The organism is Micromonospora sp. S-DT3-3-22, from assembly GCF_015354745.1.
Lineage (GTDB): Bacteria > Actinomycetota > Actinomycetes > Mycobacteriales > Micromonosporaceae > Micromonospora > Micromonospora wenchangensis.
On sequence record NZ_JACGMO010000061.1, the window covers coordinates 17,157 to 40,947 of the forward strand.

The 23,791-nt window shown below is 74.1% G+C and carries 20 protein-coding genes; 11 read left to right on the top strand and 9 right to left on the bottom strand.

Going from position 1 to position 23,791, the window contains the following annotated elements; all coding sequences use genetic code 11:
* Positions 1-76 precede the first annotated feature (76 nt).
* On the top strand, positions 77-715 hold the full coding sequence (gene lipB, locus H1A17_RS18610; protein WP_145921082.1) for a lipoyl(octanoyl) transferase LipB: 639 nt from the start codon (positions 77-79) through the stop codon (positions 713-715).
* 4 nt (positions 716-719) lie between these two features.
* Positions 720-1,112, top strand: a complete 393-nt coding sequence (locus tag H1A17_RS18615; RefSeq protein ID WP_145921083.1) for a VOC family protein — start codon at positions 720-722, stop codon at positions 1,110-1,112.
* A gap of 539 nt (positions 1,113-1,651) precedes the next feature.
* Here the strand turns inward: H1A17_RS18615 and aspS are convergent.
* Positions 1,652-2,938, bottom strand: coding sequence for an aspartate--tRNA(Asn) ligase (gene aspS, locus H1A17_RS18620; RefSeq protein WP_194822477.1), 1,287 nt, complete (start codon positions 2,936-2,938; stop codon positions 1,652-1,654).
* A 358-nt stretch (positions 2,939-3,296) separates the two neighbouring features.
* On the opposite strand from aspS, the gene lipA reads away from it, so the two are divergent.
* The 3 genes from lipA to H1A17_RS18635 all read left to right on the top strand — a co-directional run bounded on the left by lipA (position 3,297) and on the right by H1A17_RS18635 (position 6,851).
* Positions 3,297-4,346: a lipoyl synthase gene (gene lipA / locus H1A17_RS18625; RefSeq protein WP_145921084.1), complete on the top strand. Its 1,050-nt coding sequence runs from the start codon at positions 3,297-3,299 to the stop codon at positions 4,344-4,346.
* Positions 4,347-4,560: 214 nt separating this feature from the next.
* Positions 4,561-6,084, top strand: a complete 1,524-nt coding sequence (locus tag H1A17_RS18630) for an NAD(P)/FAD-dependent oxidoreductase (protein WP_145921085.1) — start codon at positions 4,561-4,563, stop codon at positions 6,082-6,084.
* A 77-nt stretch (positions 6,085-6,161) separates the two neighbouring features.
* Positions 6,162-6,851 carry a DUF4191 domain-containing protein gene (locus H1A17_RS18635; RefSeq protein ID WP_145921086.1) on the top strand — a complete coding sequence of 230 codons (690 nt, stop codon included), beginning with the start codon at positions 6,162-6,164 and terminating at the stop codon, positions 6,849-6,851.
* 65 nt (positions 6,852-6,916) lie between these two features.
* Here H1A17_RS18635 and H1A17_RS18640 read toward each other — a convergent pair whose 3' ends face one another.
* Complete coding sequence (locus H1A17_RS18640; RefSeq protein WP_145921087.1) at positions 6,917-7,327, bottom strand: RDD family protein; 411 nt, start codon at positions 7,325-7,327, stop codon at positions 6,917-6,919.
* Positions 7,328-7,605: 278 nt separating this feature from the next.
* Between H1A17_RS18640 and glnA the strand changes: the two genes are divergently transcribed.
* On the top strand, positions 7,606-9,030 hold the full coding sequence (glnA, locus tag H1A17_RS18645) for a type I glutamate--ammonia ligase (protein ID WP_088644628.1): 1,425 nt from the start codon (positions 7,606-7,608) through the stop codon (positions 9,028-9,030).
* Between the two features lie 16 nt (positions 9,031-9,046).
* On the opposite strand, the gene mptB (H1A17_RS18650) is transcribed toward glnA, so the two are convergent.
* On the bottom strand, positions 9,047-10,543 hold the full coding sequence (mptB, locus tag H1A17_RS18650) for a polyprenol phosphomannose-dependent alpha 1,6 mannosyltransferase MptB (protein WP_240762309.1): 1,497 nt from the start codon (positions 10,541-10,543) through the stop codon (positions 9,047-9,049).
* Between the two features lie 13 nt (positions 10,544-10,556).
* Positions 10,557-11,999, bottom strand: a complete 1,443-nt coding sequence (mptB, locus tag H1A17_RS18655) for a polyprenol phosphomannose-dependent alpha 1,6 mannosyltransferase MptB (protein ID WP_145921089.1) — start codon at positions 11,997-11,999, stop codon at positions 10,557-10,559.
* Positions 12,000-12,034: 35 nt separating this feature from the next.
* On the opposite strand from mptB (H1A17_RS18655), the gene H1A17_RS18660 reads away from it, so the two are divergent.
* Positions 12,035-13,759: a hypothetical protein gene (locus tag H1A17_RS18660; protein WP_194822470.1), complete on the top strand. Its 1,725-nt coding sequence runs from the start codon at positions 12,035-12,037 to the stop codon at positions 13,757-13,759.
* Between the two features lie 194 nt (positions 13,760-13,953).
* Here the strand turns inward: H1A17_RS18660 and H1A17_RS18665 are convergent, their stop codons facing one another.
* Positions 13,954-14,568, bottom strand: coding sequence for an XRE family transcriptional regulator (locus H1A17_RS18665; RefSeq protein ID WP_309236800.1), 615 nt, complete (start codon positions 14,566-14,568; stop codon positions 13,954-13,956).
* Positions 14,569-14,672: 104 nt separating this feature from the next.
* Here H1A17_RS18665 and H1A17_RS35845 point away from each other — a divergent pair, with 104 nt between their 5' ends.
* Both H1A17_RS35845 and H1A17_RS18675 read left to right on the top strand, forming a co-directional pair.
* Complete coding sequence (locus tag H1A17_RS35845) at positions 14,673-16,454, top strand: FAD-dependent oxidoreductase (RefSeq protein WP_194822471.1); 1,782 nt, start codon at positions 14,673-14,675, stop codon at positions 16,452-16,454.
* Between the two features lie 317 nt (positions 16,455-16,771).
* On the top strand, positions 16,772-17,161 hold the full coding sequence (locus tag H1A17_RS18675; RefSeq protein WP_194822472.1) for a peptidase inhibitor family I36 protein: 390 nt from the start codon (positions 16,772-16,774) through the stop codon (positions 17,159-17,161).
* Positions 17,162-17,298: 137 nt separating this feature from the next.
* Here the strand turns inward: H1A17_RS18675 and H1A17_RS18680 are convergent, their stop codons facing one another.
* Both H1A17_RS18680 and H1A17_RS18685 read right to left on the bottom strand, forming a co-directional pair.
* Positions 17,299-20,322 carry a bifunctional [glutamine synthetase] adenylyltransferase/[glutamine synthetase]-adenylyl-L-tyrosine phosphorylase gene (locus tag H1A17_RS18680; protein ID WP_194822473.1) on the bottom strand — a complete coding sequence of 1,008 codons (3,024 nt, stop codon included), beginning with the start codon at positions 20,320-20,322 and terminating at the stop codon, positions 17,299-17,301.
* 1 nt (position 20,323) lies between these two features.
* A complete protein-coding gene (locus tag H1A17_RS18685; protein WP_145921094.1) occupies positions 20,324-21,088 on the bottom strand; it encodes a type 1 glutamine amidotransferase in 765 nt (254 codons plus the stop codon).
* Positions 21,089-21,167: 79 nt separating this feature from the next.
* Here H1A17_RS18685 and H1A17_RS18690 point away from each other — a divergent pair, with 79 nt between their 5' ends.
* On the top strand, positions 21,168-22,103 hold the full coding sequence (locus H1A17_RS18690) for an LD-carboxypeptidase (RefSeq protein ID WP_194822474.1): 936 nt from the start codon (positions 21,168-21,170) through the stop codon (positions 22,101-22,103).
* Positions 22,104-22,334: 231 nt separating this feature from the next.
* Positions 22,335-22,805, top strand: a complete 471-nt coding sequence (locus tag H1A17_RS18695; RefSeq protein ID WP_145921096.1) for a hypothetical protein — start codon at positions 22,335-22,337, stop codon at positions 22,803-22,805.
* A 103-nt stretch (positions 22,806-22,908) separates the two neighbouring features.
* On the opposite strand, the gene H1A17_RS35320 is transcribed toward H1A17_RS18695, so the two are convergent.
* Positions 22,909-23,286, bottom strand: coding sequence for a VOC family protein (locus tag H1A17_RS35320; RefSeq protein WP_145921097.1), 378 nt, complete (start codon positions 23,284-23,286; stop codon positions 22,909-22,911).
* Positions 23,287-23,450: 164 nt separating this feature from the next.
* Positions 23,451-23,791 (bottom strand): YafY family protein (locus H1A17_RS18705; protein WP_194822475.1); only part of this gene is annotated, 341 nt, incomplete at its 5' end.

Genomic DNA, 23,791 nt, shown 5'->3' on the forward strand with positions numbered 1-23,791 from the left:
CCTGCCGGGGGTCACGCAGGGTGGCGCGACGAGGCTCACGGGGCGCGGCGGCGGCGGGCGGGGCTAGGGTGGCAGGGTGAGCGTGACGACTTCCGGGGTGACCGCCGTCCGGGCGGGTGTGGTCGACTACTCGGCCGCGTGGGACGAGCAGCGGCGGCTGCACGAGGCGGTGGTGGCCGGCGAGCGTGGCGACACCGTGCTGCTGCTGGAGCACCCGAGCGTCTACACCGCCGGCAAGCGCACTGAGCCCTGGGACCGGCCGATGGACGGCACCCCCGTCGTCGACGTCGACCGGGGCGGCAAGATCACCTGGCACGGGCCGGGTCAGCTCGTCGGCTACCCGATCGTCCGGCTGCCCGACCCGGTCGACGTGGTCGCCTACGTCCGCCGCACCGAGCAGCTGCTGATCGACGTCTGCGCCGAGTTCGGGCTGACCGCCGGCCGGGTCGAGGGGCGCAGCGGCGTCTGGGTGCCCGACGACGACCGGGGCCCGGCCCGCAAGGTGGCCGCCATCGGCATCCGGGTCGCCCGCGGGGTCACCCAGCACGGCTTCGCGATCAACTGCGACTGCGACCTGTCGTACTACGACCGGATCGTGCCCTGCGGCATCGCCGACGCCGGCACCACCTCGCTGACCGCTGAACTGGGCCGCCCGGTCCCGGTGGCCGAGGTGCTGCCCGTGGTGGAGCGGCACCTGCCCACCCTGCTCGGCTGAGCCGGTGCGGATCGACCTCGTCACCCTCGTCGTCGCCGAGTACGACCCGGCCATCGCGTTCTTCACCGGGGTTCTCGGCTTCGAGCTGGTCGAGGACGCGCCCTCGCTGACCGACGACGGCCGCCCGAAGCGGTGGGTGGTGGTCCGTCCGCCCGGCGCGCAGACCGGCATCCTGCTGGCCCGCGCCGACGGCGAGCGGCAGCAGGCGGTGGTCGGTGACCAGGTCGCCGGCCGGGTCGGCTTCTTCCTCCGGGTCGACGACTTCGACGCCGTCCACCGGCGGATGGTCGACGCCGGCGTGGAGTTCGTGACGCCGCCGCGCACCGAACCGTACGGTCGGGTGGCCGTGTTCCGGGACGTCGCCGGCAACCGCTGGGACCTGCTCGGCCCGGCCTGACCCCGCCACCCCCGCCGCTCCCGTTGCCCCGTCGTGCCGCCGCAGATCCACCGGCACCGTATCCGCCACACTGTCGCCCAGCGCCGTCCGCCGCAGCGCCTCTCGGGCCGCTACGCAGCGTAAGAAATCCGCCGGGTAGCACCTACCCCTCTCCCCCACTTTGCTCTGCTGCCCTAGAGGCACCGCATGCGGAAAGTGACCGTCGCGTCGATGGCAGCAGAGCAAAGCGTGGATGGGCAGGTAGGTGGGGCAGGGAGAGGCGGCGGAAAAACCCCTGTTCAGCGGGGTGCGGGCTGATAGGTGGCAAGGATGGGCTCCGCCCACACCCCGCGCCGATCACGGAGAGCAACCAACGGCGACATCGGTAAGGCCACTACCCAGAGTGCAAGCCCGGCGGGCGACCACGGACGGCCGGGAAGACCAGGCGGCCGACGCAGGCCAGCATCGTCGGCACGGCCACCCAGTCCGACCCGGTCAGCCCCACCAACCCCGGGCCAGCCCGGCCCGGGCCCAGCCCGGTCGCGCGGACACTCGGCGGCTCAGGGGGTCAGCCGGTGCAGGTCGCGCGGGAAGGCGGTCACCTCCCGGACGTTGGTCGCGCCGACCAGCCGGGCCACGAACCGCTCCAGGCCGATCGCGAAGCCGCCGTGCGGCGGCATCCCGTGCCGGAAGGCGTCGACATACCCGGCGTACGGCTCGACCGGCTCGCCGCGGGCCGCGAGCGCCGCCAGGTAGTCGGCGTGGCGGTGCAGCCGCTGCCCGCCGGTGACCAGTTCCAGGCCCCGGAAGAGCAGGTCGAACCCGTTCGAGTACGCCGGCCGGGCCGGGTCGGGGTGGGTGTAGAAGGGCCGCTTCGCCATCGGGTACCCGGTGACGAAGAGGAAGTCCGACCCGTGGGTGTCGCGGGCCCACTCCCCCAGCGCCCGCTCGTGGGCGGGGGCCAGGTCGGGTTCGTCGGCGGGCGCGCCGGCGATCCGCAACGCCTCGGTGAAGTGCACGGCCGGGATCTCGGCCGGCACCCCGGGCAGGGTCAGGCCCAGGGTCGCCACCGCGCCCCCGGCCCGGCGGGCCACCTCGGCGAGCATCCCGGCGAGGGTGTCCCGCAGCACCGCCATCACGTCCCGGTGGTCGTCGACGAAGCCCAGCTCGACGTCGAGCGAGGTGTACTGGGCCAGGTGCCGGACGGTGTCGTGCGGTTCGGCCCGGAACACCGGCCCCACCTCGTAGACCCGTTCGAAGATGCCCACCATGAGCTGCTTGTAGAACTGCGGCGACTGGGCCAGGTATGCCGGCCGGCCGAACCAGTCGAGGGTGAACACGTTGGCCCCGCTCTCGGTGGACGACGCGACCACCTTCGGGGTGTGCACCTCCACGAAGTCGCGGGCGTCGAGGGTGGCCCGGAAGCCGGCCACCGCCGCCGCCGCGATCCGCAGGGCCGCCGCGCGGGTCGGGTGCCGCAGCGCCACCGGCGCGTGGTCGAGCTGGGTGGGCAGGGTCGCGGTGAGCACCGGCCGGTACAGGTCGAACGGGGGCGGCACGGCGGGCGGCCCGAGCGGTCGTACGGTCGGGTGGGTCAGCTCGACCCCGGCGGACGCGGTGCCGTTCGCGGTGACCGTGCCGACCACCTCGACCACCGTCTCCTCGGGCAGCGCCGTCACGGCGGCCCGCACGTCCGGGTCGGTGACCACCACCTGGGCCAGGCCGGTGGCGTCCCGGACGATCAGGAAGGCCACCGACTTGAGCAGTCGGCGGCGGTGCACCCAACCGGCGATCCGCACGGTCGCGCCGGTGCGGGTGGGCAGGTGGGCGGACAGGATGCGTTGCACGGCGGTTACCTCCTCGATCAATCGCAACGCGATCCCCGGGAGGTGTGGGCGAGCGGGAACCTCGCGGTGCCACCACACCTTCGCTCCCGCCGTGGCGGGAGCCTCATTCGTCGCCTTTTCACCGGGGCCAGCCGGGCGGGCTCTACTGGGCGCGCGGACGCGCCGTTCTTCCCGCGGCTCGGGAGGGTCTTCGCGCCCCGGCGTCAGACCGCCTTCCAGCAACCGGCGGCTCTCTGCACTGGCGGGTCGGGGCGTTACTCGGCTCCGTCACAGCTCTGCCGGCACGCTAGCACCCGTTCCGCCGGGCTGTAACGGGCTTTTCCGGCCGCCGGGTGGCCGGTGTCACAAAACCGGTGACGTGACGCCGGTCGCCCGACGTGCATCGATCGCTGCCGTCGGGCGTAGGCTCGGTTTTGTGACGATCGAGCACTCCGCGCCGACGACCCAGCAGGCAGCGCGCTCCGCTACGGTCGCCCCCGAGGGGCGACGGATGCTGCGGATCGAGGCGCGCAACGCCGAGACGCCGATCGAGCGCAAACCGCCGTGGATCAAGGTCAAGGCCAAGATGGGGCCGGAGTACACCGAGCTGCGCGGGCTGGTCTCGCGCGAGGGGTTGCACACCGTCTGCCAGGAGGCCGGCTGCCCCAACATCTACGAGTGCTGGGAGGACCGGGAGGCCACCTTCCTCATCGGCGGCGACCAGTGCACCCGGCGCTGCGACTTCTGCCAGATCGACACCGGCAAGCCGGCCGAGTTCGACGCCGACGAGCCGCGTCGGGTCGCCGAGTCGGTGGCCACGATGGGCCTGCGCTACGCCACCATCACCGGGGTGGCCCGCGACGACCTGCCCGACGGAGGCGCGTGGCTCTACGCCGAGACGGTCCGGCAGATCCACGCGCTGCGCTCCGGCTGCGGCGTCGAGCTGCTGATCCCCGACTTCAACGCCGTCCCCGAGCAGCTCGCCGAGGTGTTCGGGGCCCGGCCCGAGGTGCTCGCGCACAACGTCGAGACGGTGCCGCGGATCTTCAAGCGGATCCGTCCGGCGTTCCGCTACGAGCGTTCGCTCGACGTGATCCGGCAGGCCCGCGCCGCCGGCCTGGTCACCAAGAGCAACCTGATCCTGGGCATGGGCGAGGAGCGGGCCGAGGTCTCCCAGGCGCTGCGCGACCTGCACGGGGCCGGCTGCGAGCTGATCACCATCACCCAGTACCTGCGGCCCACCCCCCGGCACCACCCGGTGACCCGCTGGGTCAAGCCGGAGGAGTTCGTCGAGCTGCGCGAGGAGGCCGAGGAGATCGGCTTCGCCGGGGTGATGAGCGGGCCGCTGGTGCGTTCGTCGTACCGGGCGGGGCGGCTCTACCAGCAGGCGCTGACGGCCCGCCAGGACGCCTCGGTCACCGTCGGCTGACCCCGGGACGCCACCGGGCACGCCTGCGGAGGACCACCGGCACGGCGACGACCGTCGGGCATTCGAGTGTGTCGATCTTCCCAGACCTCGGCGGCACCCGCAAGAGGTGTCCGGCCGCAGCTCGGCGTCGATTCGACGGCGCTGTCCGGGCACGGCGGGATCGTGTTAGATTCCGCCAGCCCTGACCCGCAACTCATCGATGGTGGTGTCTTTGATGGCGCAGCCGCACACGGTTGTCATCGGCGCCGGCCCCGCCGGCCTCACAGCCGCGTACGAGTTGACCCGGCGGCACGCCCCGGTCGACGTGGTGGAGGCCGACGACGTGGTGGGCGGGATCAGCCGCACCGTGGAGCGGGAGGGCTGGCGGTTCGACATCGGCGGGCACCGGTTCTTCACCAAGGTGTCCCGGGTCGAGGCGTTCTGGCACGAGTTGCTCTCCGACGACGACTTCCTGCTGCGCCCCCGGATGAGCCGCATCCACTACCAGGGTCGGCTCTTCGACTACCCGCTGCGGGCCGGTAACGCGCTGCGCAACCTCGGCGTGTGGGAGGCGTGCCGGTGCGTCGGGTCGTACCTGTGGGCGCGGGTGCGTCCGCCGGCCGACCAGAGCCACTTCGAGGGCTGGGTGTCCGCCCGGTTCGGGGCCCGGTTGTACCGGATGTTCTTCAAGACGTACACCGAGAAGGTCTGGGGCATCCCCGCGACGGAGCTACAGGCGGACTGGGCGGCCCAGCGCATCCGCAACCTCTCCCTCGGCGCGGCGATCCGGGGCGCGCTGCTGCCCCAGCGCGGCGGCACCGAGGTGACCAGCCTGATCGAGGAGTTCCGCTACCCCCGGCTCGGCCCGGGGATGATGTGGGAACGCTGCGCCGAACTGGTGGTCAAGGGCGGCGGGACGGTCGAGCTGGAGACGGCGGTACGCACCGTGCACCGGGCGGACGGCCGGGCGGTCGCGGTGACCGTCGACGGCCCGTCCGGTGAGCGGCGGATCGCCGCCGACCACGTGGTCTCCAGCATGCCGATCTCGGCCCTGGTCCGGGCGATGGACCCGCCCGCCCCGGCGGAGGTCCGCGCCGCCGCCGACGCGCTGCGGCACCGGGACTTCCTGACCGTGGCGCTGGTGGTGCCGGCCGAGGCCGGTTTCCCCGACAACTGGATCTACGTGCACACCCCCGGGGTGCAGGTCGGGCGGATCCAGAACTACGGCGCCTGGTCGCCGGAGATGGTCCGGGCCGGCGGCACCTGCCTCGGCCTGGAGTACTTCGTCAACGAGGGCGACGAGTTGTGGTCGACCCCCGACCCGGAGCTGGTCGCGTTCGGCACCGCCGAGCTGGAACGGCTCGGCCTGGTGCGCCCCGGCTCGGTCACCACCGGGTACGTGGTGCGGATGCCGAAGGCCTACCCGGTCTACGACGAGGGCTACGGCGAGGCGGTCGAGGTGATCCGCCGTTGGCTGGCCGAGGCGGTGCCGAACGTGCACCCGGTGGGGCGCAACGGCATGCACCGGTACAACAACCAGGACCACTCCATGCTCACCGCGATGCTCGCCGCGGAGAACATCCTCGACGACGCCGACCACGACGTCTGGGCGGTCAACGTCGAGGAGGACTACCACGAGGAGGGCGGCACCGGCGGCAGCGCCGACGCCGGTCGCGGCGAGGGCGGCACCGGCCGCGCCGCCCCGGTGGTGCCCCGTCCCCGTACCGCGCCGGTCGGGGACCGTTCGCCCACCGGCTGACCACCACCACGGACGGGCCCCGGCCGACCACCGGCCGGGGATCATCCGTCCTGGCGGCGACCACTAGACTCGGCGGCATGGCAAAGCCCCAGGAGAAGGTGTCGTTCGGCCAACGGCTGAAGCAGATCGGGATGGTGTTCCGGTTCACCGCCAAGCAGGACAGGTGGTTCGCGCCGCTGGCCGCCGGGGCGGTGCTGATCCCGCTCGCGCTGACCGTGGTCGCGGTGATCCTCTGGGGCTGGCTCTGGCTGCCGATCGGCATCCTGTTCGCCCTGCTCGCGCTGCTGATCGTGCTCAACCTGCGGTCCAACAAGGCGATGATGAACGCCGCCGAGGGGCAGCCCGGCGCGGCGGCGCAGATCATGGAGAGCATGCGCGGTGACTGGCGGGTCACCCCGGCGGTCAGCTCCACCACCCAGATGGACATGGTGCACCTGGTGATCGGCCGCCCCGGTGTGATCCTGCTGGCCGAGGGGAACCCGCAGCGGGTGCGGGGCCTGCTGGGCCAGGAGAAGCGCCGGCTGGCCAAGGTGATCGGCTCCGCGCCGCTGCACGACTACGTGATCGGCCAGGGCGAGGGCGAGCTGCCGATCCGCAAGCTGCGGATGACCCTGATGCGGCTGCCGCGCACCCTCAACGGCAAGGACGTCAACTCGCTCGACAAGCGGCTCAAGGCGCTCACCGCCCGGCCGCAGATGCCCAAGGGCGCGATTCCCAAGAACATGCGGCCGCCGGGCCGCGCGTTCCGCCAGACCCGGGGCCGCTGACCCCATCTGGTACGCCTCCGCGAGCCGGGCCCGTCCGTCGGGCCCGGCTCGCGGCGTGTCCGGGGTCAGCGGGCGGGGCGGGGGGCGTCGGCGACGACCGCTCCGGTGAGCCGGTCGTGCAGGCCGCGACGCTGCCCGTCCATGATCAGGGGCGGCACCACCAGGGCCAGGAGCAGGCCGCGCAGGAGCGCCCGGGGTATCCCGAGCCGCCCGCCGTCGGACCAGTCGAGGCAGCGCAGCCGGGTGATCCACATGCCGGGGGTCTGGGCGAAGAGGCCGAGGAAGAAGCCGTACTCGACGATGAGCACCGCCACCGGGGCCCACCCGTCGCGGACCGGGTCGGCGAAGAAGTTCGACACCAGCAGGCAGAGCACCCAGTCGATCACCAGGGCACCGAACCGTCGGCCGAGGCCCGGCGGGTCGAAGGTGGGGTCGGTGGCGGGCGGCACCGGTGCCGCGGCGGGCGGACTCGTCACGGTGGTCAAGGGTAGTCAGCACCGGCCCGGGGCGGACCAGCAGGTGGACTCCGGGGGCGTTCCCGCAGTCTGTGCAAATTCGGTCTTATCACCCGGAAAAGCGATACAGTGCTTCAGCCGGTATCGTCCGAACGGACAACCCGGCGGGTACTGAGCGGCGCAGATGACGCTCCGCGAGCGGCGTAACACGGCAGAAACATTGGAGACACGGGCGAGCAACCCCACGGTCATAGCGTCGCCAGAGCCCAGCCACCGGAGTGGACGTGCCAGGAGGACGTGTGTTTGCCAATCCCGAGGAACTCCTGCGATACCTCAAGAACGAGGACGTAAAGTTCGTCGACGTACGTTTTTGTGACCTGCCCGGCGTGATGCAGCACTTCAATCTGCCGGTGGAGTCCTTCGACGACAGCGTCTTCACCGACGGTCTCGCGTTCGACGGCTCGTCGATCCGCGGTTTCCAGGCGATCCACGAGTCGGACATGCTCCTGCTCCCGGACGTCGCGACCGCCTTCATCGACCCGTTCCGCGCGCAGAAGACCCTCGCGCTCAACTTCTTCATCCACGACCCGTTCACCCGTGAGGCCTACTCCCGGGACCCGCGCAACGTGGCCAAGAAGGCCGAGGCCTACCTCGCCGCCAGCGGCATCGCCGACACCGCGTACTTCGGCGCCGAGGCGGAGTTCTACATCTTCGACTCGATCCGCCACGAGACCTCGGCGCACCAGTCGTTCTACTACATCGACTCGGTCGAGGGCGCGTGGAACACGGGGCGTGAGGAGGCCGGCGGCAACCGCGGCTACAAGACCGCGTACAAGGGCGGCTACTTCCCGGTGCCGCCGGTGGACCACTACGCCGACCTGCGCGACTCGATCGTGCGTCGGCTGGTCGACGGCGGTTTCACCGTGGAGCGTTCGCACCACGAGGTCGGCACCGCCGGCCAGTCGGAGATCAACTACAAGTTCTCCACCCTGCTGCACGCCGGTGACCAGCTCCAGCTCTTCAAGTACATCGTGAAGAACGAGGCCTGGGCCAACGGCAAGACGGCCACCTTCATGCCCAAGCCGCTCTTCGGCGACAACGGCTCCGGCATGCACACCCACCAGAGCCTCTGGCTCAACGGCGAGCCGCTGTTCTACGACGAGACCGGCTACGCCGGCCTGTCGGACACCGCCCGCTGGTACATCGGTGGCCTGCTGCACCACGCCCCGTCGCTGCTCGCGTTCACCAACCCGACGGTCAACTCGTACCGTCGGCTGGTGCCCGGCTACGAGGCCCCGGTCAACCTGGTCTACTCGCAGCGCAACCGCTCCGCCTGCACCCGCATCCCGGTCACCGGCAGCAACGCCAAGGCCAAGCGGGTCGAGTTCCGGGTGCCGGACCCGTCCAGCAACCCGTACCTCGCCTTCTCGGCGATGATGATGGCCGGCCTGGACGGCATCAAGAGCAAGATGGAGCCGCCGGCCCCGATCGACAAGGACCTCTACGACCTCCCGCCGGAGGAGTGGGGCGACGTCAAGCAGGTGCCGGGCTCGCTGCCGGAGGTGCTCGACGCCCTGGAGGCCGACCACGACTACCTGCTCGACGGCGGTGTCTTCACCCCCGACCTGATCTCCACCTGGATCGGGTGGAAGCGGGCCAACGAGGTCGACCCGGTGCGCCTGCGCCCGACCCCGCACGAGTTCGCGATGTACTTCGACTGCTGAGGTCCGCCCTCGACGGTCACGTTCCACCAGCCGGGCCGGCTCCGCGTTCGCGGGGCCGGCCCGCTGCGTCGCGCCGCCTCCGCACCACACCGACCAGCAGCACCAGCAGCAGCGCGGTCAGCACGATCGCGCCGGGCGCCTTGGTGTACCGGGCGACCGACGTGCCGTCGGGCAGGGTGAGGAAGGCCGCCACCGCCGCCGGCGCCACGAACCAGGTCGTCCGGGTCGCCGACACCGCGAGCAGCAGCAACGGCCCGGTCACGTACCACGGGTGCAGGACCGGGGCGAGCAGCACCGTCGCGGCGAGCGCCGCGCCCGCCGCGCCCAGGGTGACCCGGGGCCGGGCCGCCGCCAGCCGGTGCACCCGCTGCCGGACGTCGTTGAGCCGGCGCAGCGCCGTCCACGCCCGCCACCACAGCACCACCAGCAGCGCCACCAGCGCCAGCAGGCCCACCGCCCGGGTCACCGGCACCGCGTCCGGCCGCCGACCGGCCAGCTCGCCGACGTAGTCGACGACGAAACCCACCGCCGTCGGCGGCGACGTCCACTGCTGCGAGTCACCGCTGCGGGCCAGCCCGGCAACCCAGCCCAACCCCAGGCCGGACAGCGCCGAGACGGCCGCCAGGGTGACCAGGACCGCCCCGGCGAGCCGACCGCCGTCGCGCAGCAGGGCCCGCAGGGTGTACCGGCCGTGCACCGCCGTCAACGCCGCGAACGGCAACACCACCAGCGCGGTCGCCTTCACCGCCACCGCCAGCCCGAACAGCACCCCGGCGACGAGCAGGCCCCGCGTGCGGCCGGGCGACCGCACCAGCACCAGCAGGCCCAGCAGGAGCAGCCCGAGCAGCACCGCGTCGTTGTGCGCGCCGGCCACCAGGTGCACCCCGACCAGCGGGCAGGCCAGCCCCAGCCAGGCCGCGCGCCGGGTGGGCACCCCGGCGGCGCGGGCCAGGCCGGGCAGGCAGAGCGCCGCCAGCAGCACCCCGGCCACCGCGTACAGCCGCAGCACCACCAGGGCACCGAGCAGGGAACCGCCGGCCCCGGCGGCCAGGGCGGCCAGCAGCACGAAGACCGGGCCGTACGGGGCCGGGGTGTCCCGCCAGATCGGCGCCACCGCGTCCACCCACGGGCAGCCGGCCGCCGCCACCCCCACCCGGTACGGGTCGTGCCCGGCCGCGTACGACCAGCCCTGGCAGGCGTACGAGTAGACGTCCCGGCTGGCCAGGGGCGGGGTGAGCAGCAGCGGCAGCGACCACAGCCCGGCGGTGCGGTACGCCCACCCCGTCGACGGGGCACCGGCGCGCAACGCCCACCAGGCCCCCACCATCAGCGCCGTCCCGAGCAGCCAGCAGCCCACGGCGGCCGGGCCGTGCGGCGCGCGCCACGGGCCGGTCGGCGGCACCTCGGGCAGCACCCCGCCCAGCCAGCCGGCGACGGCGAGCAGCACCGCGCCGGTCAACCCGAGGTGGCGTGCCACGCGGGCCCGCCCGCTCGGTGTGCCGGTCTCGGTCACCGGCCACCTCTCCTCAGTCGGCGGGCGCATCCACGGTGGCGGGTCGCCGGCCCGCCCGAGCCGACCGTACCAACCGGACGGCCACCACGATCACCAACAGCGTCATCAGCGGGGCGCCGGGCATCTTGGTGAACCGGGGCAGCCCGGTGCCGTCCGGCAGCACCAGGAACGACGAGATCAACGCCACCAGCGCGAACCACCGGGTCGACCGGTGGGTCGTCGCGGCCAGCACGGCCATCGGCCACAGCCAGTACCAGGGGTGGAACAGCGGCGCGAGGGCCACCGTCGCGGCCAGCGCCAGGCCGGCGTGCCACAGCGGGTCGCGGGTGCGGGCCCGCCACCACAGCCAGACCAGCAGCACCGCCAGCACCAGCATGCCGATCGTCCGGGCCACCGGCAGCGCGTCGACGTCCGCGCCGAACAGGGCCGCGACGTAGCCGGCGGTCTGCCCGACGGCGGTCGGCGGTGACGTCCAGGCGATCACCAGCCCGCCCTGTTCCAGGCCGGCGATCCACCCGAAGTCCAGGCCCGCCGCCAGGGTCGCGCCGGCCACCGCGACCAGCGCGCCGCCGGCGACCGGCAGGCCGTCGCGCAGCAGCGCCCTGATCCGGTACGGCCCGACCAGCGCGGCCAGCACCGCGAACGGCACCACCACCAGCGCGGTCACCTTCACCGCGCCGGCCAGCCCGAGCAGCACCCCGCCGGCCAGCAGCGGCCAGCGCCGGCCCGGATTGGCCGCCACCACCGCCAGACCGGCGACCAGCAGGCCGATCATCAGCGCGTCGTTGTGCGCCCCCGAGACCAGGTGCACGCCGACCAGCGGCGAGGCCAGCGCCAGCCACACCGCCCGCTCCGCCGGTACGCCGCAGCGCCGGGCCAGCACCGGCAGGCAGGCGGCGGTCAGCGCCACCCCGGCCACGGCGAGCAGCCGGAACAGTGCGATGTTGACGGTCAGCGCGGTGTCCGGGTCGAGGCCCCCGGTGATCCGTACCACCGCCCCGGCGATCATCACGAACAGCGGCCCGTACGGGGCGGGGGTGTCCCGCCAGATGTAGGAGATGGTGTCGATCCACGGGCAGGGCAGCGCCGACACCCCCTGCTCGTACGGGTTGATCCCGGCCGCGTAACTCGCGCCCTGGCAGGAGTACGCGTACACGTCGCGGCTGGCCAGCGGCGGCGCGACGAGCAGCGGCAGCACCCACAGCCCGGCGGTGACCAGCGCCCACCGGGTCGACGGCACCCGGTCGCGCAGCGTCCACCACGCCCAGGCCAGCAGCCCGGTGCCGACCAGCCAGAGGGCGAGGATCAGTGGCCCGTGCCGGCTCTGCCAGATGCTGACCGGGGTGGGTCGCAGCTCCGACCCCGGCAGCGCACCCCCGAGGTACGCGGCGATGGCGAGCAGCACCGAACCGGACAGACCGAGCCAGCGGGACAGGTGGTGAGGCACGTCCGTCATGCTGCCAGTAGCGTGGGCGCGGACCGGAGGTGGGCATGCGGGGCAGCAGGGTGGTGGGGTCGGCCACCGTGGTCGCCGTCGTGCTCGCCGGGGGGTGGCTGGCGTCGCCCCCGCTCGGATCGGACCTGTCGGCCCAGGTGGCCCGCGCCGACTTCTTCGCCGCGCACGGCTGGGCCCTGGTCGATCTGCGCTGGTACGCCGGCATCCAGCCGCTCGGCTACAGCCTGGTCTCGCCGCCGCTGATGGCGACCCTCGGGGTACGCCTGACCGGGGCGTTGGCGCTGGTCGCCGCAGCCGCCGCGTTCGCCGCCCTGCTGGTGCGTACCCGGGTGCCCCGGCCGCTGCCCGGCAGCCTGGTCGGGGTGCTGACGATCACCGGCAACCTGGTCTCCGGCCGGGTCACCTACGCCCTCGGGGTGGCGTTCGGGCTGGTCGCCCTGCTCGCCCTGACCCTGCCGGACAGCCGTGGCGTTCGCGGGGCCCAGCCGGACGGCCGGGACGGCCGCCGGGCCTGGGGCGGGCGCCGGGTCCGGCCGGACGGCCGGGACGGGCGCTGGACACGGGGCGGGCGGTGGGTCCGGCCGGGCCTGGCGGTGGCCGGTGCGGTGCTGGCGTCGGCGAGCAGCCCGGTGGCGGGTCTGTTCGTCGGCCTGGTCGGGGTGGCGCTGCTGGTCACCCGCCGGTGGGCCGACGGCCTGCTGCTCGGGGTCGCGGCGGCGGTGCCGCTGGCGGTCACCGGGCTGCTGTTCGGTGAGGGCGGCTGGATGAACATCAGCGGCTCCGACACCCTCCGGTCGGTCACGGTCAGCCTGCTGGTGGCGGCGGTGGTGGCGTACCGGCCGGTGCGGGTGGGGGCGTTGCTGTCGGCGGGCGGGGTGCTGGCGGCGGCGCTGGTGCACACCCCGGTCGGGCTGAACGCGACCCGGCTGGTGACGATGTTCGCGCTGCCGGTGCTGGCCGCCGCCGCCCGGCCACCCGCCTGGCTCACCGCCCGACTGTCCCGCCGCCGGGCCGCCCCGAGGTCCGGCGGGGCCACCCGACCGGTCCCGCTGGCCAGCCTGTCCGACGGGACGGGCGCGGTGGTGTTGGCCGTGTTGCTGGCGGTGGTGTGCTGGTGGCTGCCGCCGGTGGTCGCCGCCGACGTCCGCAGCGCCGACGATCCGACCGCCGACCGCAGCTACTTCGCCCCGCTCGCCGCCGAGCTGGGCCGGCGCGGGCTCACCGGGCGGGTGGAGGTGCCGCCGACCCGCAACTACTGGGAGGCCGCACAACTCGGCGAGGTGCCACTGGCCCGGGGCTGGCTGCGCCAGGTAGACATCGGCCGCAACCCGCTTTTCTTCACCACCGTCCCGGGGGCCGGCGGTACCGGTGTGCCGTTGACCGCCGACAGTTACCGGGCCTGGCTGGACGAGTACGCCGTGCAGTACGTCGCCGTCGCCGACGCGCCGCTGTCCTGGGTGGGCCGGGCCGAGGCGGACCTGGTCGGGGCGGGGTTGCCGTACCTGACGGAGGTCTGGTCGGACCGGCACTGGCGGTTGTACGCGGTGACCGACCCGACGCCCCTGGTCGCCGCGCCCGGGGTGCTGGTCCGGCAGGACGCCGCCACGCTGACGTTCCGGACCACCGCCGCCGGCCAGGTCCCGGTCCGCATCCGCCACTCCCCCTGGCTGACCGTCTCCCCCGACGCCACCGTCACCCCCGACGGCCCCTGGACCCTGGTCACCGTCCCCCGCGCCGGCACCTGGACCCTCCACACCTGACCCACCTGTCCCCTGCCCGCGCCCCCTCCCGCCCCGCGCCCGCTCGCGCCCGCTCGTGTTGATCAAGATGTTTGCGTCAGCCTGGTCGCCGTTCCTGCCCCAAACCTCTTGATCACCGCAGAACACCCCCGTCAGGCCGGACGATCAAGAGGTTTGCGTCATCCGCCGCGGTTCACCTGACGTAAACCTCTTGATCAACTCGACTGGGCGGGGGTGGGGGCGGGGCGGGCGCGGACGTGCAGGCGTTCGCCCTGGGGGCCGAAGAGGCTGAGGATCTCGGCCGGCACGTCGAACGGGTTGCCGAACCAGTGCGGGGTGCGGGTGTCGAACTCGGCGACCTCACCGGCGTCGAGGGTGAGGTCGTGCCCGCCGAGCAGCAGCCGGATCCGGCCGGAGAGCACATAGAGCCACTCGTACCCCTCGTGCACCTGTGGGGTCGGCTCCCCCACCGGCACCTGCGGCGGGTACATCATCTTGTACGCCTGGACGCCACCCGGGCGGCGGGTCAACGGCACGATGGTGACGCCGTGCCGGACGACCGGCCGGCGGTGGACCCGGGGATCCCCGATCGTCGGCGTGCCGACCAGGTCGTCCAGTGGCACCCGGTGGAAGCGGGCCAGGGCGAGCAGGAGTTCCAGGGTGGGCCGCCGGCCGCCGGACTCCAGCCGGGACAGCGTGCTGACCGAGATCCCGGTCGCCGCGCCGAGCTGACTCAGCGTCACGCCGCGCTGTTGCCGTAGCGCCCGCAGTCGCGGCCCGACGGTGGTGAGCACCTCGTCCGAGGTGATGTCGCTGTGGTCGTCGGTCACCGCACCAGTTTGCCATTCCGGCAACGATATTTGGCAGAACGGCGATCCGGGCGGACGATCCGGAGCATCGGCGGGACGGACCCGCCCGTGGGGAGGCAGTGGTCATGACGTACCCGGTGGTGCACGACGTGGTGGTGGTCGGCGGCGGCGCGGCCGGGCTCAGCGGCGCGCTGGCCCTGGGCCGGTTCCGCCGCGACGTGGTGGTGGTCGACGGCGGCGCCCCGCGCAACGCCCCGGCCGGCCACGTGCACAACTTCCTGACCAACGAGGGTGTCCCACCCGCCACCCTGTACGCGACGGGCCGGGCCGAGGTGGCCCGGTACGGCGTGACCCTGCTCGACGCCACCGTCACCGCCGCCCACCCGCTCGACGGCGGACCCGCGACCACCGGCGCGGACCCGATCGACAGCGCCCCCGAGCGCACCCGCCCGGCCGGCAACTCGGGGCCGGCGCGGTTCGCGGTGACGCTCGCCGACGGCCGGGTGCTGCACGCCCGGCGGTTGCTGGTCACCACCGGCCTGGTCGACGAACTGCCCGACGTGCCGGGGCTGGCCGGGCGGTGGGGCCGCGACGTGCTGCACTGCCCGTACTGCCACGGGTGGGAGGTGCGCGACCAGGCGGTCGGGGTGCTCGCCACCGGCCCGATGGCCGCCCACCAGGCGCTGCTGTTCCGGCAGCTCACCGACGACGTGGTGGTCTTCACCCACACCGCCGGACCGTTGCCCGCCGACGAGGCGGAGCGGTTGGCCGCCCGGGGCGTCACCGTGGTCGACGGCGAGGTGGCGGAGCTGGAGGTCACCGCCGACCGGCTCACCGGCGTACGGCTGCGGTCCGGGCGGGTGGTCCCCCGGGAGGCGCTGGTGGTGGCGCCCCGCTTCGGCGCGCGGGCCGCCTTCCTCGCCGGGCTCGGGTTGACCCCGGAGGACTTCGTCGTCGGCGGGCACGCCTTCGGTGACCGGATCACCGCCGACGCCACCGGCGCGACCGGGGTGCCGGGGGTCTGGGTGGCCGGCAACGTCACCGATCCGCAGGCCACCGTCATCGCCGCCGCGGCGGCGGGCCTGAAGGCCGCCGCCGCCCTCAACGCCGACCTGATCGCCGAGGACACCGACCGGGCCGTCGCCGCACGACGCACGACCGCATCCGGGCGGACCGGGACCGGCCACGAGCAGACCGGAGCGGTGGACGACCGGGCCGGGGCCGGGCACGAGCGGACCGGGATCGTGGTCGAGCAGGCCGGGACGGACGGCGGGCGGGCCGACGCGGTGGACGAGGCGACCGCCCGGCACTGGGACGAGTTGTACCGGGGCCGGGAGCGGTACTGGAGCGGGCGGCCCAATCCGCACCTGGTCGACGTGGCCGGGACGCTGCCGCCGGGCACCGCGCTGGACCTGGGATGCGGCGAGGGTGGCGACGCGGTGTGGTTGGCCCGGCAGGGCTGGCGGGTGACGGCCGTCGACGTCTCCACCGCCGCCCTGGAGCGGTCGGCCGCCGCCGTGACCGCCGCCGGGGTGACGGCCCTGGTCGACTTCCAGCGGCACGACCTGGCCCGGACCTTCCCGACCGGGGAGTACGACCTGGTCTCCGCGCAGTTCCTCCAGTCGCCGCTGGAGTTCCCCCGGGCCGGGGTGTTGCGGGCGGCGGCGCGGGCGGTCGCCCCGGGCGGCCGGCTGCTGGTGGTCGAGCACGGGGCGGTGCCGCCGTGGGGCAACGCCGCGCACCACCACACCCGGTTCCCCACCCCGCAGGAGACCCTGGCCGACCTCGACCTCGACCCGGACGGCTGGGACGTCGAACGGCTGGACGCGCCGCAGCGGCAGGCGACCGGCCCCGACGGCCAGACCGGCACCCTGGTCGACCATCTGGTGCTGGTGCGCCGCCGGTAGGGCGGCCCGGTCTCCGTCCACTATGGGGTGAGCCGACCGGAGATCCCCACGGTTGCGGGAATCGCCGGACTACCACCAAAGTAAATCGAGAAGTATTGACGCCCCATTTTCCTTCACGTAGGTTAAGGACCGACAACAGGCCACGGGGGCCTCTGGGAGAACTGTTGGACGACGGCGCAGGCACGCCCTGCCGCCGCACATGCGGGTATCCGCAATTCTCAGCATTGACAGTCGACGTCTCGGTCGAAGGTCGCTCGCTGACCGGCCATGTGCCGCGTCGCGCCATGCCCCCCGCCACCACTTCACGGGAGGAAACCATGCGACACATCGGGACCGCACTCGCGGGCCTCGCCCTCGTCGGCACCACCGTCCTCGCCGGCGCCCCGGCCCAGGCCGCAGCGCCCGCCACGACGGAAGCACTGGCCCTGAGCTGCCCCTCCACCGGTGCGCTCTGCCTCTACAAGGACGCCGGCTTCCTCAACATCCTGGACGTGCTCAACGGCAGCGCCAGCCTGGTCAACACCAACGCCGACAACGCGGTCACCTCGGTCCGCAACCGGGGCAACTGCGCCTACAAGCTCTACCGCAACGGCGACCGTTCCGACAGCCCCATCACCGTCGGCCCGCGCACCGAAATCTCCAACCTCGGGACGTTCTGGGGTCTGCAGTGGAACGACTCCATCAGCTACGCGCAGATCTGGTGCTGACCCCCACACCAATCGGAACACCATTTTCCGGCACCTGGAAATAGTGCGGGAAAAGCGTTCCACGACCATTTACCAGGCGGTCGCCATCGGGTGACGCGCTCATTCGGCGTACGCTCAGCCGTCCTCGACGCCGGGGCTCAGACCCCGGCGTCGAGGACGCGTTGCATCGCCGCCCGGGAACGGCGGGCGGTGCGCAGGTAGTCGTCGAGGAACTCACCCGGGTCGTCCGCGCCGAGCAGCCGCACCACCCCGGCCAGCTCCACCCCGTGCCGGGGAAGCTGGTCACCGGCACGGCCCCGGACCAGCATCAACGCGTTGCGGACCTGCGCGGCGAGGGTCCACCCGGCGGTCATCGCGACGGCGTCCGCCGGGTCGACCAGCTTGGCGTCCCGGGCCGCCGCGAGCGCGTCGAGGGTACGCGTGCCGCGCAGCTGCGGGTACGCCCCGGCGTACCGGAGCTGGAGCAGTTGCACCGCCCACTCGACGTCGGCGAGGCCACCCCGGCCGAGCTTGGTGTGGGTGGCCGGATCGGCGCCCCGGGGCAGCCGTTCGTTCTCCACCCGGGCCTTGATCCGGCGGATCTCGACCACCTGTTCCCGGGTCAACCCGTCGGCCGGGTAGCGGACCGGGTCGACCATCTGCTCGAACTCGGTGCCCAGGTCGGCGTCGCCGCAGACGAACCGGGCCCGCAGCAGCGCCTGCGCCTCCCACACCCGCGACCAGCGGGCGTAGTACTGGGCGTACGCGGCGAGGCTGCGCACCAGCGGGCCCTGCCGCCCCTCGGGACGCAGGTCGGCGTCGACCCCGAGGGCCGGGTCGGGGGCCGGGGCGCCGAGCAGCCGGCGCAGCTCCTCGGCGATCGCGTGGGCGGTGGCGCTGGCCGTGCTCTCCGCCGTCCCGTCCGGTGGGTCGTAGACGAAGAGCACGTCGGCGTCGGAGAGGTAGTTCGACTCGTACCCGCCGAGGCGGCCGAGCCCGATCACCGCGAACCGCAGGCCGGGCAGCTCCGGTTGGGCGGCCCGGACGGCGCGCAGCGCGGCGGACAGGGTGGCGTCGGTGACGTACGACAGGCCGGTGCCGACCCGGGTGACGTCGGCCAGCGGGCCGGCCGGTGCGCCGCGCTCGGGTCGCGGGGCCAGCCCGCCGGCCCGGCTGAGCACGTCGGCGCAGGCGATCCGGACGAGTTCCCGGCGACGCAGCGCGCGTACCGCCCGGGTCGCCTCGACCGGGTCGGCGTGCCGGGCCGCGGCGGCGGCGAACCCGTCGCAGAGCACCTCCCGGGGCCGGGGGGTCAGCTCGTTCTCCTCGGCCAGCAACCGCAGCGCCTCCGGTTCCCGGGCCAGCAGGTCGGCCGCGTAGCGGGACGTCGACAGCACCCGGGCCAGCCGGCGGGCCACCGGCCCGGAGTCGCGCAGCAGCCGCAGGTACCACGGGGTGCTGCCGAGCTTGTCGGAGACCTGGCGGTAGTTGAGCAGCCCCCGGTCCGGTTCGGGCGCGTCGGCGAACTCGCTGAGCAGCACCGGCAGCAGGGTGCGCTGGATGGCCGCCGTCCGGCTCACCCCGCCGGTGAGGGCCTGGAGGTGCCGCAGCGCCCCGGCCGGGTCGGCGAAGCCGAGGACCTCCAGCCGGTGCCGGGCCGCCTCCGGGGTGAGCCGCAGCCCGTCGGCGGGCACCCGGGCCACCGACTCCAGCAGCGGCCGGTAGAGCAGCTTGGCGTGCAGCCGGCGTACCTCGGTGGCGTGGGCGACCCAGTCGGCCCGGAAGCTCTCCACGGCGCTGCGGCCGGGGATGGCGGCGTAGCCGAGCGCGGCGGCCAGCCAGCGCAGCGCGGCCGGCTCGGTCGGCACGGTGTGGGTCCGCCGCAGCGCCTGGAGCTGGAGCCGGTGTTCGACACCGCGCAGGAAGCGGTACCCGCGCAGCAGCGCCTCACCGTCGGCCCGCCCGACGTAGCCGCCGGCCACCAGCGCGCGCAGCGCCGGCACGGTGCCCGGCACCCGCAGCGACTCGTCGCCCCGGCCGTGCACCAGTTGCAGCAGTTGGACGGCGAACTCGATGTCCCGCAGCCCGCCCGGACCGCGCTTGATCTCACGGTCCAGTTCCTTCGGCGGAATGTTGTCGATGATCCGGCGGCGCATGGCCCGTACGTCGGAAACCGCCTCGGGACGCTCGGACGCCCGCCAGACCAGCGGGGCGAGCGCGTCGATCCACTCGCCGGCCAGCGCCAGGTCACCGGCGGCCGGGCGGGCCTTGAGCAGCGCCTGGAACTCCCAGGTGCGGGCCCACCGCTGGTAGTAGGCGAGGTGGCTGGCGAGGGTGCGGACCAGCGGCCCCCGGTTGCCCTCGGGGCGCAGCGCGGCGTCGACCGGCCAGGCGACCAGCCCGCAGACGTGGATCAGCCGGGCGGCGACGGTGGTCGCGGCGGGCAGGTCCTCGTCGGTCGCGGCCACGAAGATCACGTCGACGTCGGAGACGTAGTTCAGCTCGTCGCCGCCGCACTTGCCCATCGCCACCACGGCCAGCCGGGGCCGGGGCGTGCCCACCGGCAGCTCACCCACCGCGATCTCGTACGCCGCCGCGAGGGTGGCGTCGGCCAGCGCGGACAGCGCCGCCATCACCTGCTCCAGGCCGCGTCCGCCGGTCAGGTCGGCCGCCGCGATCCGCAGCAACGCCAGCCGGTACGCCTGCCGCAGCACCGCCACCGGCGCGGTGGCGGTGGTCAGCCGGCCGGCGAGCGCCAGGTCGAGCCGCCCGTCGGCGGTGGGGGCCAGCCCGTCCGGGGCGGTGCCGAGCACCGTCCACTGCCCGGGGTTGGCGACCAGGTGGTCGCCCAGCGCGGCGGACGCGCCGAGCACGGCGACCAGCCGGCGGCGCAGCCCCGGGTCGGCGGCGAGCGCCGCCAGCAGCTCCGACCCGGTCGCGTCGCCGGCGGCGGTACGGCGTTCGGTCTCCACCATCCGGTGCAGTTGGCGCAGCGCCAGATCCGGGTCGGCGGCCCGGGAGAGCGCGGCCAGCAGGTCGGCCGCCGGCCTGTCGGTGGGTTCCTGCTCGGCGGCCTGCCACAGCCCGAGGCCGTCCGCCCCGAGCAGGTCGGCGGCGCGGACGCCACCGTCGCCCTCGGCGAACCCGTAGCGGGCCAACCGTCCCCTGGTCGGTCTGTTCATCTCAGTGCCCGAGCAGGGGCAGGCTGCGGCGGGTGTCGTCGTCCAGCTCGCCGAGGGCGAGGGCGGCGAACCGGACGGCGAACGGCTGCCACACCTCCTCGACGTCGGCCATCACCCGGTCGCAGGCGGCCACCACCAGGTCCTCGTCGTAGCCCAGCTCGGCGAGCAGTTCGGAGCCACGCGCCCACTCGGCGATCATGGCGGTGTCGCACTCGATGTGGAACTGCAGGCCCCAGGCCCGGTCGCCGAGCCGGAACGCCTGGTGCGGGTAGCGGGTCGAGGCGGCCAGCAGGGTGGCGGCCCGGGGCAGCTCGGTGATCTCGTCGGAGTGCCACTGGAGCACGTCCGGGATCAGCGGCACGTACCGGAACAGCAGGTCGCTCTCGGCGGCGTCGCGCCGGCCGACCACCCCCGGGCCCACCTCGGGGCCGGACAGGCTGCGCTCGACCAGGCCGGCGTGCGCGGTGGCGAGCAGTTGCGCGCCGAGGCAGACGCCGAGGGTCGGCACCCGGTGCCGGACCGCCTTGCGCAGCAACCCTTCGAGCTTCGGAAACCAGGGTGCGCCGGGGCTGCCGTCGGGTGTCGGGTAGGCGTGCTGGTCACCGCCGAGCACCACCAGCGCCACGTACCCGGTGAGGTCGTCGGGGATCTCGTCACCGGCGTGCGGACGCAGTACCCGCAGCTCAAGACCCCCTTCCACCAGCCACTCCCCCAGCCGTCGGGGGTCGTCGGTCGGGTCGTTCTCGATCACCAGTGCGGTTCCCACGCCGTCGAGGCTAGCGGGTCCGTCGACCGCCACCGGGAACGCCTCGGCCCGCCCGGCGGGGCGGCTATGCTCGGCCGCTGTGACCGCCGACGATCCGTCCGTCCTGCGCCCGCCCGTCCTGCGGGAAGGTGACACGGTGCTGCTGGTCTCGCCGTCCGGGCCGACCCGGCCGGAGCGGGTGGCCCGGGGCATCGAGCTGCTGACCGGCTGGGGGCTGCGCCCGCAGGTGGCACCGAACGCGTACGCCCGGCGGGGTTACCTCGCCGGTGACGACGCGCTGCGCGCCGCGGACCTGAACGCCGCCTTCGCCGACCCGCACGTGCGCGGGGTGATCTGCACCCGGGGCGGGTACGGCGCGCAGCGGGTGGTGGACCTGATCGACATGGCCGCCGTCCGGCGGGACCCGAAGGTGGTGGCCGGGTTCTCCGACATCACCGCCCTGCAGTTCGCGCTCTGGCGGGGTGCCCGGTTGGCCGGCGTGCACGGCCCCGGGGCGGCCTGGGTGGACGAGCGGACCCCGTTGCGTTCCGCCGAGTCGCTGCACGCCGCGTTGATGACCACCGCGCCGGTCACCGTGACGGCGGTGCCCGGTGAGGAGACGTATCCGGTCCGGGTCCCCGGCCGGGCGGTGGGCCGGCTGCTCGGCGGGAACCTCTGCCTGATCACCGCCACCCTCGGCACCCCGGACATGCCGGACCTGACCGGGGCGGTGCTGCTGCTCGAGGAGGTGCAGGAGCCGCCGTACAAGGTCGACCGGATGCTCACCCACCTGCGCCGCGCCGGGGTGCTCGACGGCCTGGCCGGGGTGGCGGTGGGCCAGTTCACCGACTGCGCGGACGGCTGGGACACCACCGTCGTGGACGTGCTCACCGACCGGCTGGGCGACCTCGGCGTGCCGGTCCTCGGCGGCCTGCCGATCGGCCACGGCCCCGGCCAGCTCACCGTCCCCGTCGGCACCAGCGCCACCCTCGACGCCACCGCCGGCACCCTCACCACCACCCCCGCCGTCCGGTAACCGATCCCCGCCGCTCTCGCCCCGCCCACACCCCCGCCCCGTCCCGTCCCGCCCCGCCCCGGTGATCAAGAGGTTCGCGTCAAGGGAAAGCGCGTTCCTGACCGAAACCTCTTGATCACCGGGGCCGGGGGGTGGAATTTTCAGCTGGCGGACAGGGTCGGGACGGGGGTTTTCCAGGTTCGATGGTCACTGTCGGTGACGTCAACAGCACCACCGACCCATGGAGGACTGATGTCCCGCACGATGTCGAAGAAGCAGCTGCTGGTCGGCCTCGCTGCCGCCGGCGTGCTCGGGGTGGGGATCGCCGCTCCGACGGTGGCCTTCGCCGAGGAGTCGGCGACCCCGACCGCCGGTGTCAGCAGCGAGGCCGAGCCGGGTGCCGACCGGCAGCAGCAGCGCGCCGACCGGCAGAACGAGTTCGCCGAGGCGCTCGCCAAGGAGCTGGGGGTGGACACCGACAAGGTGACCGCCGCCCTGGAGAAGGTGCGTGAGCAGCACCGCCCCAAGGGTGACCGGCCGGAGCGCCCGTCGCCGGAGGACCGGCAGGAGAAGCTGGCCGAGCGGCTGGCCCAGGCGGTCAAGGACGGCAAGCTCACCCAGGAGCAGGCCGACGCGATCACCAAGGCCGTCGAGGCCGGGGTCTTCCCGGGCCCGGCCGGCCGCGGCCACCACGGCGACCCGGAGGGTACGCCCGGCAGGTGACCCGCCTGCGGCCCGCCCGACCCGGCAGGCCGAAGATCGACACGACAGGGCCGAAGTTGCGGTGTCCGGCGCACCGGGACACCGCAACCTCGGCCCCCTGGCGTCAGGCGGCGGTGCCGCCCGAGGAGAACAGCCCGAGGTGGGTGCCCACCGGGTCGCGCAGCAGGGCGAGGGTCAGGCCGCCCGGCGTGGTCCGGGGCGGGGTCAGCACCGTGCCGCCCGCCGCCTCGGCCCGCCCGCACGCCTGCGCCACGTCGGCCACCTCGGCGTAGAGGATCGCGTAGCCGGGTGCGCCCTCGACGAGAGCCCGGATGCCGCCGCCGATGCCGGTCGGCTCCCCCGCCGTGGTCGTCCGGTAGGAACCGCCCCCGGCCGTGCCCTCCTCGGTGAAGGTCCAGCCGAACAACTCCGCGTAGAAGCCCTGCGCCTCGTCCGGCCGGTCGGTGCCGATCTCGAACCAGGTGACGGGTGTGCTGGTCACGCGTTGCCTCCTGTTCCCCCGCCGACCGGGCGGCCGGCGGGCTCGGCAGCCAGCCTCCCGGGTGTCCGCGACACCGTCCTGTCGGTGTTTACCGACCGGTCCGGACACCGATCCGTCAGGCGGCCCGCGCGCCGACCGGTCGGGCGGCCCGCGCCGGGCCGCCGTCAGACCAGGGTCAGCCGGCGCACCCGCTCGGCCGGGACGTCCAGGTCGGCCGGGGAGAACTCCCGGGTCACCCACTCCGGCGACGCCTCGACCCCGACGATCCGGTCGGTACGGAAGCAGCGCAGGCCGGCGCGCAGCCGGCACCAGGCGAGCAGGTACCAGTGGCGGTCGTTGCCGAGGTAGCCCAGCGGCTCGACCTCGCGCGACGAGGACACCCCGCAGCGGTCGGCGTACCGCAGGCGCAGCACCCGGCGGGCGGCGACCGCGTCGGCGACGACGGCCGGGACGGACGTGGCCGGCCCGGAACCGACCAGCAGCACCCGGCCGGCGAGCAGGCGCG

Excerpts from the sequence above, each read along its gene's own strand:
- mptB (WP_145921089.1), bottom strand. The coding sequence starts at position 11,999 with ATGACGGACGTGCCTCACCACCTGTCCCGCTGGCTCGGTCTGTCCGGT.
- H1A17_RS18675 (WP_194822472.1), top strand. The coding sequence starts at position 16,772 with ATGCGACACATCGGGACCGCACTCGCGGGCCTCGCCCTCGTCGGCACC.
- H1A17_RS35845 (WP_194822471.1), top strand. The coding sequence starts at position 14,673 with ATGACGTACCCGGTGGTGCACGACGTGGTGGTGGTCGGCGGCGGCGCG.
- H1A17_RS18660 (WP_194822470.1), top strand. The coding sequence starts at position 12,035 with ATGCGGGGCAGCAGGGTGGTGGGGTCGGCCACCGTGGTCGCCGTCGTG.
- H1A17_RS18635 (WP_145921086.1), top strand. The coding sequence starts at position 6,162 with ATGGCAAAGCCCCAGGAGAAGGTGTCGTTCGGCCAACGGCTGAAGCAG.
- H1A17_RS18695 (WP_145921096.1), top strand. The coding sequence starts at position 22,335 with ATGTCCCGCACGATGTCGAAGAAGCAGCTGCTGGTCGGCCTCGCTGCC.
- H1A17_RS18630 (WP_145921085.1), top strand. The coding sequence starts at position 4,561 with ATGGCGCAGCCGCACACGGTTGTCATCGGCGCCGGCCCCGCCGGCCTC.
- H1A17_RS18680 (WP_194822473.1), bottom strand. The coding sequence starts at position 20,322 with ATGAACAGACCGACCAGGGGACGGTTGGCCCGCTACGGGTTCGCCGAG.